This is a genomic window from Ponticaulis sp. (assembly GCF_029210165.1).
Classification (GTDB): Bacteria; Pseudomonadota; Alphaproteobacteria; order Caulobacterales; family Hyphomonadaceae; genus Ponticaulis.
Map to the genome: position 1 here is coordinate 1,960,955 of NZ_JARGNT010000001.1, position 16,032 is coordinate 1,976,986.

At 54.6% G+C, this 16,032-nt stretch carries 13 protein-coding genes; 10 read left to right on the forward strand and 3 right to left on the reverse strand.

The genetic code is table 11. The annotated features are described in order from the left end of the window. Positions 1 to 65: 65 nt before the first annotated feature. Together P1U45_RS09590 and P1U45_RS09595 are read right to left on the reverse strand one after the other, a co-directional pair. On the reverse strand, positions 66 to 494 hold the full coding sequence (locus P1U45_RS09590) for a peptidylprolyl isomerase (RefSeq protein WP_301058857.1): 429 nt from the start codon (positions 492 to 494) through the stop codon (positions 66 to 68). A gap of 215 nt (positions 495 to 709) precedes the next feature. Then, complete coding sequence (locus tag P1U45_RS09595) at positions 710 to 2,134, reverse strand: M23 family metallopeptidase (protein ID WP_301058858.1); 1,425 nt, start codon at positions 2,132 to 2,134, stop codon at positions 710 to 712. 409 nt (positions 2,135 to 2,543) lie between these two features. Between P1U45_RS09595 and P1U45_RS09600 the strand changes: the two genes are divergently transcribed. From P1U45_RS09600 to P1U45_RS09640, 9 genes are all read left to right on the forward strand, one after another. After that, the gene (locus P1U45_RS09600; protein WP_301059292.1) at positions 2,544 to 5,606 is read left to right on the forward strand and encodes a YdbH domain-containing protein; all 3,063 of its coding nucleotides are present in this window, start codon (positions 2,544 to 2,546) and stop codon (positions 5,604 to 5,606) included. Positions 5,607 to 5,655: 49 nt separating this feature from the next. Then, complete coding sequence (locus tag P1U45_RS09605; RefSeq protein WP_027441594.1) at positions 5,656 to 5,835, forward strand: YnbE family lipoprotein; 180 nt, start codon at positions 5,656 to 5,658, stop codon at positions 5,833 to 5,835. A 15-nt stretch (positions 5,836 to 5,850) separates the two neighbouring features. Further along, positions 5,851 to 6,195, forward strand: coding sequence for a YdbL family protein (locus tag P1U45_RS09610; RefSeq protein WP_293609494.1), 345 nt, complete (start codon positions 5,851 to 5,853; stop codon positions 6,193 to 6,195). A 386-nt stretch (positions 6,196 to 6,581) separates the two neighbouring features. Next, the gene (locus P1U45_RS09615) at positions 6,582 to 7,211 is read left to right on the forward strand and encodes a histidine phosphotransferase family protein (RefSeq protein WP_301058859.1); all 630 of its coding nucleotides are present in this window, start codon (positions 6,582 to 6,584) and stop codon (positions 7,209 to 7,211) included. 160 nt (positions 7,212 to 7,371) lie between these two features. Continuing rightward, the gene (locus P1U45_RS09620; protein ID WP_301058860.1) at positions 7,372 to 10,149 is read left to right on the forward strand and encodes a chemotaxis protein CheW; all 2,778 of its coding nucleotides are present in this window, start codon (positions 7,372 to 7,374) and stop codon (positions 10,147 to 10,149) included. Next, positions 10,146 to 10,607, forward strand: a complete 462-nt coding sequence (locus tag P1U45_RS09625) for a chemotaxis protein CheW (RefSeq protein WP_293609497.1) — start codon at positions 10,146 to 10,148, stop codon at positions 10,605 to 10,607. The genes P1U45_RS09620 and P1U45_RS09625 overlap by 4 nt, the downstream gene beginning before the upstream one ends. Before the next feature lie 19 nt (positions 10,608 to 10,626). Then, positions 10,627 to 10,992 carry a response regulator gene (locus P1U45_RS09630; protein WP_022694770.1) on the forward strand — a complete coding sequence of 122 codons (366 nt, stop codon included), beginning with the start codon at positions 10,627 to 10,629 and terminating at the stop codon, positions 10,990 to 10,992. A gap of 59 nt (positions 10,993 to 11,051) precedes the next feature. After that, positions 11,052 to 12,152, forward strand: coding sequence for a chemotaxis response regulator protein-glutamate methylesterase (locus P1U45_RS09635; protein WP_301058861.1), 1,101 nt, complete (start codon positions 11,052 to 11,054; stop codon positions 12,150 to 12,152). Continuing rightward, complete coding sequence (locus P1U45_RS09640) at positions 12,149 to 12,988, forward strand: protein-glutamate O-methyltransferase CheR (protein WP_301058863.1); 840 nt, start codon at positions 12,149 to 12,151, stop codon at positions 12,986 to 12,988. Before P1U45_RS09635 ends, P1U45_RS09640 begins: the two co-directional genes overlap by 4 nt. 75 nt (positions 12,989 to 13,063) lie before the next feature. Here the strand turns inward: P1U45_RS09640 and P1U45_RS09645 are convergent, their stop codons facing one another. Further along, complete coding sequence (locus tag P1U45_RS09645) at positions 13,064 to 14,728, reverse strand: MDR family MFS transporter (RefSeq protein ID WP_301058864.1); 1,665 nt, start codon at positions 14,726 to 14,728, stop codon at positions 13,064 to 13,066. Between the two features lie 246 nt (positions 14,729 to 14,974). Here P1U45_RS09645 and P1U45_RS09650 point away from each other — a divergent pair, with 246 nt between their 5' ends. After that, entirely contained in the window at positions 14,975 to 16,021 is a 1,047-nt protein-coding gene (locus P1U45_RS09650) for an acyltransferase (protein WP_301058865.1), read from the forward strand. The last annotated feature ends 11 nt before the right edge of the window (positions 16,022 to 16,032 follow it).

Below are 16,032 nucleotides of genomic sequence, written 5' to 3' on the forward strand. Positions count from 1 at the left end.
GGACTACGACAATCGTCAGATGTCAAACGCGGGCAACAGTGTTGCCGCTACGCCATCTGTTCAACTTATGCGATCTCGACGAGTTCGAGCGCGAAAGTGAGGTCTTCGCCAGCCAGACGGTGGTTTGCGTCCAGAGTAACTTCTGTCTCTGTGATCTCTTTCACAGTTACAACCATGACCTGACCGTCCGGGCCTGAAGCCTGAAGCTGAAGACCGACTTCCAGAGGAATGTCTGCCGGAATGTTGTCGCGCGGGATAACCTGAACTGCGCGAGGGTCTGGTTGGCCATAAGCCTGATCAGCAGGAATTGTGACTGTTTTCTTGTCGCCAACCGCCATGCCTGTGACAGCTGTGTCAAAGCCTGGAATAACCTGACCGGATCCGACTGTGAACTCAAGTGGGTCACGTCCGGCGCTGGAGTCAAAGGTGGAGCCATCATTCAGTGTGCCTGTGTAGTGAATGCGGACTTTATCGCCGGCTTTTGCTTCGGACATAGGAATTCCAATTCTGTTCGGAGGTGGATTTGCAAGGCTGCGTATCTGGCGCAGGTGCTTAAGCTCAAGCGCAGAACCTAGTCATCGCAGGCGGCGCTGTGAACCCCACAGAGCCGATAAATTCAGGCGAATGCGGGCTGGCAGCAATCTTCGGGCAATAAAAAACCCGTCGCGGAGTAACGACGGGTTTCCTGAAATCGGAGTGCGTGTGGTGTCTATTCGAGCGTGGACTCTTCACCGTCTTCCAGCTGGGAAGAGCTGGCGAACAGAGTTTCAGTCTCGTTTACACCGCGAATACGGTCGATCTCTGCACGTGCTTCGTTAAACTCTTCAAGAAGAGGACCTTCAAGCTGGCGACCTGTTGGAAGGTCGAGAGACATTGCGTTGATGTGGTTGCCGTTCTCCAGGACCTCATAGTGGAGGTGAGGGCCGGTGGAGGCGCCTGTAGAGCCCACATAACCGATAATGTCACCTTGCTGGACGCGGACGCCTGAGCGGATGCCCGGACCATAGCCGTTCAGGTGCGCATAAGCCGTCTGGTAGCCGTTTGCGTGACGGATACGAACATAGTTGCCGTATGTGCTGAAACGTGACGCACGCTCGATTGTGCCATTACCTGCTGCCATTACCGGTGTGCCGGTTGGCGCAGCGAAGTCTGTACCTTTATGGAGGCGCGTATAACCGGAGATCGGGTGTGTGCGGTAGCCGAAGTTGGATGAAAGACGCGCGCCGTTGATTGGCGTTTTCATCAGGAACTTGCGGGCTGCTTCGCCTTCAGCGTCGAAATAGTCGGTGATGCCATCATCAGATGGCGTGAAGCGGTAGAACTCGCGGTCGGTTGCGTACCCATCCAGCGCAGCGAACAGAATGTCGCCGCTGCGGATATAGTTGCCACGCTCGTCGACATATTCTTCGAACACGATCTCGAATTCGTCGCCAACACGCATTTCGCGCTGGAAGTCGACGTCATAAGCGTAGATCTGAGCGAAATCGAAAACCTGCGCATCGTGCGCGCCAGCATCGAGTGCTGCTTCGTAAAGGCTTGTCTGAACGGTGCCGGATACGCGGCGTGTCACCGGCATAAGGCGTGTGTGCAGTTCGTGCGCGGTAAAGCCGCCGTCAGATGTGCGCGACACAACGAGGCTTGCTTCAGATGCATGCTTGAGCGTGAGACCGATCAGGCGAACAGCGTCCGGGTCTTCTTCGGTTGGCGCAGCCTCAACGTGTGCAGTAACTTCAAGGCCAGGGCGAACGCGGCGCGGGTCAATAAACTCTTCATCATAGAGAGAGTAGAGCGCGGAGTTCGCTTCAGAGCGGCTGACGCCAAGACGATCCATCAGGTCCGTCAGTGTGTCACGTGGCTGAAGCTCGTCTGTGCGTTCGTAAGTTTGTGGGAGTGGTTCCAGTTCCTGAAACGACGTCAAAATGAGATGAGGCTCATCCGGCGCTTCTGAAATCTGTGGCGCTTCAAGTGAAGCAAGATGAACATCGGCCTCTGTTGAAGGGGATGAAGTAAGAGCTGACCAGCTCATTACGCCAATACCGCCAATTGCAATCGCTAATACACCGATTGAGAGTTTAAGCCGACCAGAACCTGATGTTTTGGTAGTTTCCGACTTTGGATCAAATACTCCGACCACGTGGACACTCCGCTTTTTTGTGTAAAGAAAACACACTCACACGTAAAAATTCACTGGAAACGTTAACAATGAGCCAATTTATTCACGAATTATGCCAAGATAAATGGCTCATAGTTAAACACTTCAGCGGCTGGGTATGACTTCTGATAACACGACACCTCAACGACGTTTGAAACGTCGTTACTGGCTTTTATTGGCCGTTGGCGTTGGATTGGTCGTCATCCCTGCTTCTTTATGGCTATTCCGCATTCCGATTGCAGAAATAGCCGTTCGTCAAGTGTGTAACGATAGGGGAATTAACTGTTCGGTTCAAATTGACCAGTTAAACTTCAGTTCTGTTAGTCTTTATGAACTCGAATTAACCAAAGACGACGTAGAACCAGTCACTGCAGAGCGACTCGCTTTGACGATGGACTGGAATGGCTGGTTCAGCCCGGTACTTACATCTGTGAGTGTTTTCGAGCCGCACCTGACCGTCGACACACGCGGTGGCGAAGTAAAAGTTGCCATGCTTGAGGCGCTTCAGTCCGGTGAGAGTTCCGGTTCGTCTGGCATGGGGTTACCACCTTTTGCCATTGAAGACGGTCGGCTCACTGTATTGACGGATGCTGGGCCGGTGACGGGTACGGTCTCGTCTTCGGGCGCTCTGCAGCGGGAAATCACGTCCAGTATTACACTTGAGCCAGCACAGCTGGAGATGGACGGCCATGAGCTGGACCTGAGAAGCGCGCAGGCAGACCTTATCATTGCTGAAGGGCGTATCTCGGGGCAGGTCGAAATTGATCTGCGCACAGCAGAGCTGGAAACTGTGTCCTTCGCGGACGTGATGCTTGAGGCAAACATAACGCCCGCGAACGACCATGAGTATGAAGCGAACTGGCAAATGCGCGCCGAACATCTGTCGCGCCCGGGTCAGAGTGCGAGAGGTATTCAGTCTGACGGGCTTGTCCGGCTCACCTTCACAGGCGGTGAGGTCTCTACGCAGAACCTGTTGTTGGACGCAGTTGATGCAACGCTGTCCCTGAACAGTTTTAACGCGGGCAGTCTGAACGGCGGACAGGTCGCGGCCCAGCTGCGTCTTGATGCTGAGGGCGAGCGCCTTGTCGGTGAGATTGCAGGCACATCCCAGCTTGAGCTTGTGAACGTCATGCGTGCAGAGCGGTCCGTTCTTACCGGCAACCTCTCATTGGACAGGACTGCTCTTTTTAACGGTGCAGGGTCTCTTGAAGGCGTGGTGAGTGTGACCGATGCCGCGCTCGAGCCCGCATTCCGGCAGACATTGTTCAGCAGCTTTACCTTACCACAGCCCTTTACCGCGCATGCGCAAAAGGTTCAGGGCAGCCTGCTTAATCTCGCCAGCGGCTTTTCTACCGGCTTGGAATTTGAAGCCGGCTTTACCTTCATGCCCTTCAGGTATGAGCTGAACGCTCTGCGTCCGGGCAATATTCAGGGCGATGAGCGAAGTGAAATTCTGCGGATCGGGACAAATGGCACAGACCCGTGGCTGCATATCGATGATGACCAATTCGTGGTGCAGGGCGATTTGCAGTTTTCGGCGCCTCGCTCCGGTATCAACCTTTCGGCAAACCGTCTTGCGTTGATGCTGGACAGAACGACCAATGCGGTACAGCTCTCTACGCGGCGCCTGCACCTTGATGACATTGAGGCCGAAGGTCGTGAGATCATGATTGATTTTGCGCGGACGGATTTTCAGTCGACCGAAAGCCAGCGCAGCCTCTCCGCAGATGGTCACATCCATTTCACAGGCGACGCATTCGGTTTCGAGTTCGAAGATGCTGAAGTGCGTGCGCGGGTTCAGGGGTTCGATGCCGGTAATGGCTGGAATTTCCGTTTCGAACGTGACAATTGCCTCGGTCTGGACTTTGAAACGGCAGCGCTTCCAACGGTCGCGTTTGGTCCCGCTTCTCTGGAGCTGTGTGCCCCTAACGACCTACTGTTTGTTCAACAGGGTAGTGCTTTTTCCGGCGGGTTTCTGACCGAAGCGATGGATATTCCATTCTATACCGGTTTTGCAGCAGGCAGTATTTCGCTTCAGAACCCTCAGATTATCTGGCGGTATGACAGCGTGCTCGATCTAGAACTTGCCGGGGATAACCTCATGATCCCGATGCGTCTCGCCATCGAAGAAGACGGACGTGCCGCACATTTCCGTTCCGAATTTGCGTCGACAGCACTTGCGACGGATGAGCGTGGGTTGAATGTCAGTTTTGATCTGACGGACAACGATGCCTCTCTTGAAGACTTGCCAGTGGATATTGAAGTCGCCGAAATACAGGGCAGCGGACACGCCGGCGCTGGTGGGCTGAATATCGACTACTCCATCCTGGGGGCGCTGTTCACCGATGGTATGAACGAGCCGATCAACGCGTATTATCAGCCGCTGGTCCTTAACGGGACGGGTGAGTTATCCGCTGAAGGTATCTCGTTGGACGGGCGTCTCAGACTATCCGATCAGACGGCTTTTATTGGCGATGTGAGTGCCATTCACTGGTTCTCGTCAAACCGCGGGTCTGCAGTGCTCGAAAACGGTGCGCTGACCTTTGAGGCTGGCGGATTGCAGCTCCACCATTTGTCTGAACGCCTGCGCGGTCTGGCGGTGAATGCCGAAGGTGCACTTCTGCCCGCAGCGCAGTTCAGCTGGCAGGACGGTGTGATTGAGTCTACAGGGCAGGTCGAAGTTGACGGGCTGTCATTTGATACCTTCCGGCTTGGCCGTTTGAACGGTCTGTCCGGCACATTAAACTTCACTGATCTGATCGGCTTTCGAACGGCAGAGGCGCAGCGCCTCACGCTGGATGAATTTCGTTTCACACCAACGCTTGTCCTGAACAATGGCGTCGCAGACGTCTCGCTACTTGGTCCGGACGGCTTCTCTCTCGAGCACGCTGAATGGCCATTCGTCGGTGGCCGTATATTGATCGAGCCAACAATCTGGAATTTCGATGAGCCGAGCCAGATGGTGATCATCGAAGCGGACGAGTGGGATTTGCACTCACTGCTTGGCCTTTTCTCGCTCAATGATCTGGATATTGCAGGGCGTGCGTCAGGCCGGTTCCCTATCGAGATTGTCGGGGCGAACGCGTATTTGCGCGACGCCTTTTTACGTTCAATCGAGGACGGTACTTTGAGTTACCGGGGTGATGTCGGCGAGTCTGCCTCCACGGCGAACGAGTATGCGGGCATGGCATTCGATGCGCTGCGCAATTTCGAATATGAAGTTCTGGGCGTAAGCGCGAATGGCAATCTGGTCGGAAATATCGTTCTGGGGCTGCAAATGCAGGGACATAATCCTGAGGTTCTGGACGGTCAGTTATTCAAGCTCAATATTTCGATCGATTCAGAGCTCGCAGAACTTGTTCATGCTGGGTCAATGTCCGCTTCGGTACAATCCACTCAAGACATGATCACTGATCTGATCAGAGAGGAACGGGAATCGCAACAGAATGATTGACCAGTCGCATAGGACGCGTGAAGGTCGTCATCTGACAGGAGACTTAGGTGTGAGACTTTTAATCACAATTGTACCTTTGCTGGCATGCGCATGCACGCCAACAGTTCGAGTAGCTGCGCCGACCGAGCCGATAACGATCAACCTTAATGTTCGTATCGACCAGGAAGTCCGGGTTCGTCTGGACCGGGAGGTTGAAGAACTGATCGCTGATAATCCGGATCTGTTCTGACGGGAGTATGGTAAAATGAAATGGTTCAAAACTGCACTGACCGCCATGATTGCTGGCCTCGCATTGCTTGTCAGCCCTGCACAGGCACTTGACCCGCTCCTCGAGCGCGCAATGGATCAGGGCGTAGTAGGCGAGCGCATTGATGGATATCTTGGTGTGATCGGTGGCGCAGACGCCGCAGTGATGCGCAAGGTAGATGAAGTGAATGCCGGCCGCCGGGCTGCCTATGCCAATATGGCGGCACGCGAAGGCGTCAATATTTCAGATGTTGCACGCATTACGGGTGAGCGCCTCGTCGCGGCACAGCCATCGGGACATTATGTCTATGATGATACTGGCCGATGGGTGGTAAAACCCTGATCCATGATCAAAAAAGTACTTATTGTTTCCGGCCTCGGGTTTGCAGTTTTCCTGCTCGGGGTCGGATTTATTGTTTTCTCAAATATTGATGGCCCGACATACATATCAGGTCATGGATGGTTCGCGTTTATAACGGCGTCCTTCCTTTGCCTGCTGCTGTCAGCCGGACTTTATGCGCTCGCTTTTTTCAGCGCGCGGTCCGGACGGGACGAAATTTCTGACCTGTCTGAAAAATCGTCTACCCATAATGATCCCCGAATCAGGTAGTTTCCTTATCTGATTGGGGAGATCGGGCATTTTCGGTCTGCCTTTTGTATCTAACAGGATTATGCGGCCCATACTGAGCGCGGCTGTGTGACCCGTCGGACAATAAGGACGATTGTCTCATGCTGCTCGATTCAAACCGACTTGCGTCGTATCTGGCTTCCAAAATATGTCACGACCTTGTGTCACCGGTGGGCGCTGCGTCGTCCGCTCTTGAGTTCATGCAGGACAGTTCTGCGCAGGATATGCGTGAACAGGCTGAACAGCTTTTAGAGCAGAGCACGTCGCGCTCTCTCGCGCGCCTCCAGTTTCTTCGCTACGCCTTCGGTTCAATGGGGATGTCCAAAGGGGCCGCAGAGCTTCATGAGGCAAAAGCCATCGCCGAAGGATATGTCGGGTCTCACAAGGGCGAGATTGAGTGGAACATCAATGCGGGGAGCCTCTCCTTCGCGCAGGTCCGCGTAATGATGAACGTCATCATGCTGGGGCTTGCCTGCCTGTCACGTGATGGCTCGCTAAAAGTGACGGTTGATCAGGACGATACGCTCACCATCAATCTGGTCGCGTCTGGTAAACGCGCACGTATGGCGCCGGACGTTCGCGCCGCATTGTCTAACACCGAACCGGAAGATGGTTGGGACCCGCGCACGATCCAGCCTTACTTCATGACAATGATCGTCCAGGAACTCGGCGGTTCTTTCAGCTTCACCGAAGGCGAAGAAACCGTGAGCTTCACTGTAACTGGACTTTAAGAAGTCCTAACTGGATTTGATCTAATTAAATAGAAGCTAGCACTCGGCGGCAGCTAATGTCGCTGAGCTTGCAATTAATTACGCAACGAAAGCATTTTTTTAACCCAGATAAGCGAAGGTCAGTCCGTCTAACTCTATAAATTTATAACAGGTGGGTTTTATGGACGATCTTCTGAGTGAATTTCTCACCGAGACATCGGAATCTCTGGAAGTTATCGACTCCGAACTGGTGCGGTTCGAAGCGGAGCCGAATGATCAGGGCATTCTGAATAATGTTTTTCGACTTGTGCATACTATTAAAGGGACGTGCGGGTTCCTCGGATTACCTCGTCTTGAAGCAGTAGCCCATGCGGGTGAAACACTGCTCGGCAAGTTCCGCGACGGTACGATTGAAGTTACACCGCCTCTGGTGACTCTGGTTCTTGAATCTATCGACCAGATTAAAGCGCTGCTTGCTCACCTTGAAAATCACGAGACAGAGCCGGAAGGCGATGACGCCGAACTGATCTCTCGTCTTGAAAAGGCTGCAGACGGCGAACTTGGTACGCCTGAGCCTGTGGCAGAAGCGCCTGCGCCAGCTCCTGAGCCTGCAGCAGCCGAAGCTAAGCCAGCAGCAAGTGATAAGAAGCCTCGCCCGGCAAATCTCGCTGACGATGTACGCTGGGATGAAGATCTTGGCCGCGAACTCCGCCCTGGTGAAGTGTCTCTCGCTGAACTGGAAGCTGCGTTTGCGTCTGTTGAAGTTGAAGACTTCTCCAATCCGCCTGACGCGACAGAAGAAACAGCTGAAGCAGCTGCGCCTGAGGCAGCCGCGGACGACGCTGAAGAGCCAGAAGCCGTCACACCGGCAGCTGTTGCTGCAGCGATCGAAAAAGCGGTTGCGAACGAGCCTGAAATGGCATCGAACACACCACGTGCCAGCCAGTCTATCCGCGTGAACGTGGATGTGCTCGAGCACCTGATGAACATGGTGTCCGAACTGGTTCTCACACGTAACCAGCTTCTTCAGATGGTCCGTCAGATGGACGACTCTGAATTCAAGACACCGCTGCAACGTCTGTCTAATGTAACAGGCGAACTGCAGGATGCGGTCATGAAGACCCGCATGCAGCCAATCGGCAATGCGTGGAAGAAAATTCCTCGTATCGTTCGTGACGCTGCTCAGGACCTTAACAAGAAGATCAAGCTGGTCATGGAAGGTGATCAGACTGAACTCGACCGTCAGGTTCTTGAACTTATTCGCGATCCGCTGACACACATGATCCGCAACTCCTGTGACCACGGTCTGGAGCTGCCATCTGATCGTATGGCTGTCGGCAAGCCTGAAGAAGGCACAATCATTCTGCGCGCTTATCACGAAGGTGGTCACATCCACATCGAACTGCGCGACGATGGTGCCGGTCTGAAAACAGCTCGCATTCGTCAGAAAGCGCTCGATAACGGTGTCATCACGCCGGAAGAAGCGACAACAATGACGGAAGCGCAGATTCACCGCCTGATCTTTGCGCCTGGCTTCTCGACTGCCGAGAAGGTGACAAACCTGTCTGGTCGCGGTGTGGGTATGGACGTTGTTCGTACAAACATCGAACTGATTGGCGGCGCGATCGATCTGGTATCTCGCGAAGGCGAGGGCACGACCTTCACGATCAAAATCCCGCTGACGCTCGCAATCGTGTCTGCATTGATCGTCGGGTCTCAGGGCCAGCGCTTTGCGGTACCTCAGCTCTCTGTCGTGGAACTGGTTCGCACTGGTTCGAACAGCGAGAACAAAATCGAATCCATCAACGGTACTCAGGTTCTGCGTCTGCGTGATCGCCTGCTGCCAGTGCTTCCGCTTGCGAACGCACTCAAGCTTGATGACACAAACGCTGAAAACAAGAACCGCTTTGTCATCGTGATGCAGGTTGCATCCCAGCGCTTCGGTCTGGTGGTCGACGAAGTCTTCGACACAGAAGAAATCGTTGTGAAGCCGATCAACAGCGTTCTGCGTGACATTACCGAGTACTCCGGTTCTACGATCCTGGGCGATGGCTCTGTGATCATGATCCTTGACCCGAACGGCATTTCCAAACTGGCTGCCTTCGACAAATCAACGACAGGAACCAAGCCGGTGGTACAAGAGACACGCAAGATCGTTTCTCGTGGCGACCAGAAAACGAGCCTGCTCGTCTTCTCTGCGGGCTCTGCAGAACCAAAAGCGTGCCCACTCTCGCTCGTCACGCGTCTGGAAGAAATCGAAGTCGATCGCTTCGAGATGACAAACAAAGGCCCTGTGGTTCAGTACCGCGGTCAGCTTATGCCGGTCATTCCAATGTCTGGTGGCCTGACAGCGAACGAAGAAGGCCGTCAGCCGGTTCTCGTTGTGAACAATGGTGACAGCGTTGTCGGTATCGGCGTCGATAAGGTTCTCGACATCACTGAAGACGTGCTGAAAGTTGCTATCGGCGACTCAACACCAGGCGTTCTCGGTACTGCGGTTATCGGCGGTAAGGCGACAGAAGTCATCGATATCGGTCACTTCCTCGGCCAGGCTGACTATGACTGGGCGAAGGCGATGTCTGAAGGTCCAAAAGAGCCTAAGTCTCTTCTGCTCTTCGAAAGCCATGACTTCTTCCGCAATATGCTGGCACCGCTTCTCGAAGCATCCGGTTACCGCGTAACAACAGTCTCATCTGTTGAAGAAGCTGTTGCTGCGAACATCGAGCCGTCTGACTTCGATGTGGTGCTTGCTGACATCGACAATGATGCGGAAGCCCGTGCCTTCGTCGACAAGCTTTCTACTGACGCTGAATGGGCTGATGTGCCTCGCGTCGCAATGTCTAACCGCGAGGAAAGCCTCGTGACACCTGACTTCGCTGGCTGTGTCCGCAAGTCTGACCGTCATGGCCTTCTCGCAGTTCTCGATCAAACCGCTAGCCTTAAAGGACAAGCCGCATGAGCAGCACTGAATACATCACGCTCTATATTGGTGGGCAGCTCTTTGGCGCCGCAGTATCGCGCATCCACGACGTCTTTGCACCGGAATCCATTACACCGGTGCCACTGGCAACCAAGGAAGTCGCAGGCCTTTTGAACCTGCGCGGCCGGATCGTGACAGCAATTGATGCACGCTCCCGCCTCGGTCTTCCGAAGCGCGAAGATGATGCCTCTGTAATGGCCATTGGTATCGAGAAGGGGACTGAATCTTTCGGTCTTCTGATCGACGAAGTTGGCGAAGTGAAAACCCTGGATGATGGCGACCGGGAAGACGTGCCGAGCAATCTCGACCCAATTTGGGCGCAGATCGCATCGGGTGTCTACCGCCTTGATGACGGCCTTCTGGTTGTCATCGATATCGACAAAATTCTGGCATTCGAAAGTGAAAATGACGCTGATCGTGGCGCTAAAGCTGCGTAGTCTCTGAAGGGAATTTGAAATGAAGCGGTGTTTGATTGTTGATGACTCGCGCGTCGTGAGAAAAGTTGCACGCCGCATCGTGGAAGATCTCCATTTTTCGACCGAGGAAGCGGCCGACGGCTCTGAGGCTCTGGAAGCCTGCCGTCGGACCATGCCGGATGCGGTTCTTTTGGACTGGAACATGCCTGTGATGAACGGCATTGATTTCCTGCGAGCCCTGCGTCGCGAACCAGGCGGCGAAGATCCGATCGTTGTATTCTGCACGACTGAAAATGATATGGACCATATCGCCGAAGCGATCCGCTCTGGTGCCAATGAGTACATTATGAAGCCGTTCGATAGCGAAATTATTGAATCTAAGTTCGCCGAAGTCGGCCTCGTCTGATCGGACATTAAATGACCATTGCAGCAACAATAAAACCCCAAACCGGGGCGCCTATCCGGGTGCAACTCATTGACGACAGCGCAGTCGTCCGCGGCCTTACCCGCCGCTGGCTGACGGGCGTAGACGGCGTTGAGCTTGTCGTGGTGAGCACTGACGGTATGCAAGGGGTGGCGGATGCCACGAAAGTGCGTCCGGACATAATTATCCTGGATGTTGAAATGCCGCGCATGGATGGGCTTGAGGCTCTCCCGCACCTGCGACGCGCTGCACCAAATGCCAAAATCATTATGGCGTCGACGCTCACTCATAAGGGCGCAAACGTTACGATTTCTGCGCTCTCGAAAGGCGCGACGGACTATCTCCCAAAGCCGGAAGCAAGCCAGCTTGGCGGGGCTGAAGCCTATCGCGATGCGCTGATTGAGAAGATTCGTCTGTTCGGTAAGCCGGAAGAAGCCAAGCGCCCGTTCCCGGCGCCAATGCCGCTACGTCCGGCGTCGGTCAAGCCGAATGAAGCGCCGCGTCCCGCGCTCAAAATTCCGTCCAAGCCGGAACTGCACAAGCCGCCGACACGCTGGACACGACCAAATGCGATTGTAGTCGCCAGTTCAACAGGCGGGCCACAGGCTCTGCAGGCGGTTCTGCCGGAGATTTGTAAAAAGACGGACCTTCCAATTCTGGTCGTCCAGCATATGCCGCCAACCTTCACGTCTATCCTTGCAGAGCATCTCAATGCGACCTGTAAGCACGAAGTCGCCGAAGGTCAGCAGGGTGAGCAGGTGATGCGTAACCGCATCTATATTGCGCCGGGCGGCTATCACATGTTCGTCGAGAAAAAAGGCGCAACGCCGACAATCGGCCTGAACCAGGATGCACAGGTGAATTTCTGTCGTCCTGCGGCTGATGTTCTGTTCAACGCCGCTGCGAAAGTCTACGGTGCAGCACTGACAGCGGTCGTGCTCACAGGTATGGGCGCTGACGGGTGTCAGGGTGTTGCAACGATTGTCGATCAGGGTGGTCGGTCCATCGTACAGGATCAGAAATCAAGTGTGGTCTGGGGTATGCCGGGCGCGGTTTTCAATGCCGGTCTTGCACATTCTGTCCATCCACTGAACGAAATTGCTGACGCGGTCGGCAAATCACTCCATGGAGTTATGTCATGAACGATGCTGATTTTGATTTCGTGACGTCCGAGCTGAAACGCCGTTCAGGCATCGTTATCGGCAAGGACAAAATGTACCTCCTGGAGAGCCGACTTTCGCCGATTGCGCGTAAGGAAGGCCTTGAGTCGATTGGTGAGTTGGTTTCGATGGTGCGCCGCAATCGTGACGAACGCCTGATGAAGGTCATCGTCGACGCTATGACGACGAATGAAACCTTCTTCTTCCGTGACAAAACGCCGTTCGACCACCTCGAGAAAGCTGTTCTGCCAGCACTTCGTGAGAAGCGTCCGGGTCAGCGTATCCGCATTCTCTGCGCGGCGTGTTCGACTGGGCAGGAGCCTTATTCCATCGCGATGATGCTGGACCAGAACCCGGCACTGACAGGCGGTGCGCCAGTAGAGATTACAGCGGTCGATATTTCTGATCGCGTGCTCGATAAAGCGCGCGCTGGTCTCTACAGCCAGTTCGAAGTTCAGCGCGGTCTGCCGATCCGTACGCTCATGACGTATTTCAGCCAGCAGGGTGATGTCTGGAAGCTGTCTGACAACATCCGTTCTAAGGTTCAGTTCAAAAACGTCAATCTGCTGGATCCGATGACACCGCTCGGTAAATTTGACGTGGTGTTCTGCCGTAACGTTCTGATTTACTTCGACCTTCAGACCAAACGCGACATTCTTCAGCGCCTCTCGGCACAGATGAATGATCCGAGCTTCCTGCTGCTCGGTGCTGCTGAGACGGTTGTTGGCGTTGTGGATGCATTTGCGCCGAACAAAGAGTTCCGTGGGCTGTACGAAAAGTCTGGCACTGCAGGTCGTGCGGGCATTCGCGCCGCTTAATCCGGTCTCGATAGTTACAAAAAAAGCCTGTCAGATATCTGGCAGGCTTTTTTGTTTTCAGAGGTTGCAACGTTTCTATTCCGGTGTGACAGGCGCGCCGGGGGCTGCATCTTCAACCGCATGCTCTGCTTTGCGAATTGGCTTCTCCGGCTGAGCGCGGCCACGCAGCTGGATGACCGGCACGAACAGAATAGAGATCAGCGCGAAGATAACGATCACGACACCGCCCATGAATATGAAGCTCATGGAGTCTGCAAAAGCGACTTTCAGGAATGGCGGCATCTCGACGGCGGCTCCAGCCGTTTCTGCTGTCATGTATTGGGCCTGTAAGCGGCCAAGATTGATATTACCTGCTGCTTCAGGAAACTGCTGAGACAGGTTTTCGGTGAGCCTTGAAGTCATCAGCGCACCGAAGATCGCAACGCCAACGACTGAACCTGTCTGGCGTAGGAACATGCCGGTTGAGGTCGCAACGCCGACCTGTTGGACTGGTGATGCGCTCTGGGAGACGAGCGTAAACAGGCTTTGTGACGGGCCAAGGCCAAGACCGACAAGGAACAGTCTCCAGATGACGTCATAGGCGCTGGAGTTCTCGGTCAGATGGGTCATCAGCCATAAGCCGATGATCTGCACCACAGCGCCGCCAAGCATAAAGGCTTTATACTTGCCCGTCTTCGTCACGAGCCGGCCCACTAGGAAGGCAGACAGTATAAGCCCACCCATAAGTGGCAGCATGGAGAAGCCGGAATTGGTGGCTTTGATACCAATCACCAGCTGCAGGTATAGCGGCACGTAAATGATCGTGCCCATGAAGGCCATTGAGATGATGAAGGACGAGATCATGCTCGTGGTGAAGGCTTTGTTTCTGAACAGGCCAAGTGGCAGGACCGGGTCTTTTACGCGGCTCTGCACAATCAGAAAAGCAATGCCAGTGACAATGGCGAGCGCGAAGAGGAGATCTACCGCAGGATCAAACCAGCCGTCTGTCGGGCCGTGTGTCAGTGCGAGCATAAGCGCACCAAGCGATGTGACGATCAGAATGCCGCCAACATAGTCAATCGTGCCGCCCGTGCGCGTGCCGATATCTGGCATTTTGCGGCTGATCATGAAGAGCGCCAGAAGAGACGTCGGCAGGTTGATATAAAACACCCAGCGCCAACCTGCGATGTGAACACCCAGAATGTCCGTGGTGCCATGATCGGTGAACCAGCCACCAATAATTGGTCCGACTACACTCGCAAGGCCGAAGACGGCACCGAACAGACCAGCATATTTTGCGCGTTCACGCGGCTCGAACAGGTCAGCAATCGTCGCGAAGGCGGATGTGAAAAGCGCGCCACCCCCGATACCCTGAAGGCCACGGAAAACAATCAGCTGTGTCATGCCGGACCCAAGCACAGGCAGGTCACCGAATTCGCCGGCAAGACCGCACAGCCAGGAGCCGAGAATGAAGATGCCGATACCGGCAATCAGTACGCTTTTGCGGCCATACATATCGCCGAGCTTGCCCCAGATAGGTACCATGACGGTCGATGTCAGAAGATAGGTCGTCGTTACCCATGCATAAATCTCAAGGCCATGTAGGTCGGCAACGATGCGTGGCATCGCGGTCGAAACGATGGTCTGGTCCAGCGCACTGAGCAGGAAGACGATCATCACGGCCATGAATGTGGCGCGCTTTTGCTCCGGCGTCGCTTGTGGCTGACCTGTTTCGCCAAGCGGTAGGGCCTGATCTGTCATGATTAGCGTCCATTGTACGGTGTATAGTTGTATCTTGCTACATCCATTGCGGGAGGGCGATCAACCCCGCATTCCATCAAATACGTGAGTGTACCCGCCATGTGAGCACAGCTCGTGCACCATTTTCTCCCATGAGGGGAATTTGCGGCTCGCAGTTTGCAAAAATAGCGATTGAACACCAGCGCATGACGGATTCTGGCACACCTGCCAGCGGTTCGTGTGCGCGCTGAGACAAGAGCGAGCAATATGCTATCCGGAATTCACCTGCTGCGCGGCTTGGCGGCCCTTTTGGTCGCAGGATTTCATATTTATGCGGCGTCGGCGGGCGGCGAGAACGGCAATCCGGTTCTCTTTTCGGCCTTTAAAGGAGGGGCACTTGGCGTAGACATCTTCTTCGTCATTAGTGGCTTCATCATTTACTACGCGGCAGCGCGCGCGCCGGTCTGGTCATCCGGACGCTTTACGGCAGGGCGATTTTTCCGGATCTACCCGGTCTACTGGGCCGTTCTGATTGGCTATCTCGCGCTGTTGATCGGCTTGTGGGTGCTGACAGGAGATGCAAGCCGGTTTGCAGACCCGCAAACAATGATCCGGTCCATTTTCCTGTTTCCGTCTGATGCGCACGTCATCGAGATTTCATGGACACTCACGATAGAGCTTCTGTTCTATGTGCTCTTCGCGGCGACTTTCCGCGGTCCGAATTCCGATACCAGCCTCGTCTTCACGTCCATGCTCAGCTGGGCGTTTCTCTCTGTGCTTTACACGGTGGCGGATATTGATGCGGGCGGTCTTAACGTCATCTTCCATCCGGCGGTCAGCGAGCTGCTGTTCGGTATGATTATCTGCGAGCTCTGGATGAAAGGGGCGCGCCGTTTTGCGCTCCCTATGTTTGCTTTCGGGGCAGGGGGGCTTCTCGCAACGCTCATTCTTGTACCTGGTCACGAACTTCATGAGTGGCGTGCTTTGCAGGCGGGTGTGCCAGCGGCATTCCTCGTTTATGGCGCGCTGGGGCTCAATTTCCGTCTGGGCTTTTTAGGAAAGCTGGTCGGGGATGCGTCTTACATGCTTTACCTCATCCACCTGCCAGCATTTATGGTGGTTGGTTTTCTAGTCGAAAAAACAGCCGGTATCAGCATTTATGCCAATGACCTCACCATGGGGATCACGCTGGTGCTGACCGTTGTCGCGGCCTGCCTGCTCCACCTGTTGTTCGAGCGACCATATCAGGCCTGGTACAAGGCTTTGATGGCGCGTTTCGATGGTCGCGAAAAGCAGGCGCACCAGACGAGCTGAGGCGCCTGCTT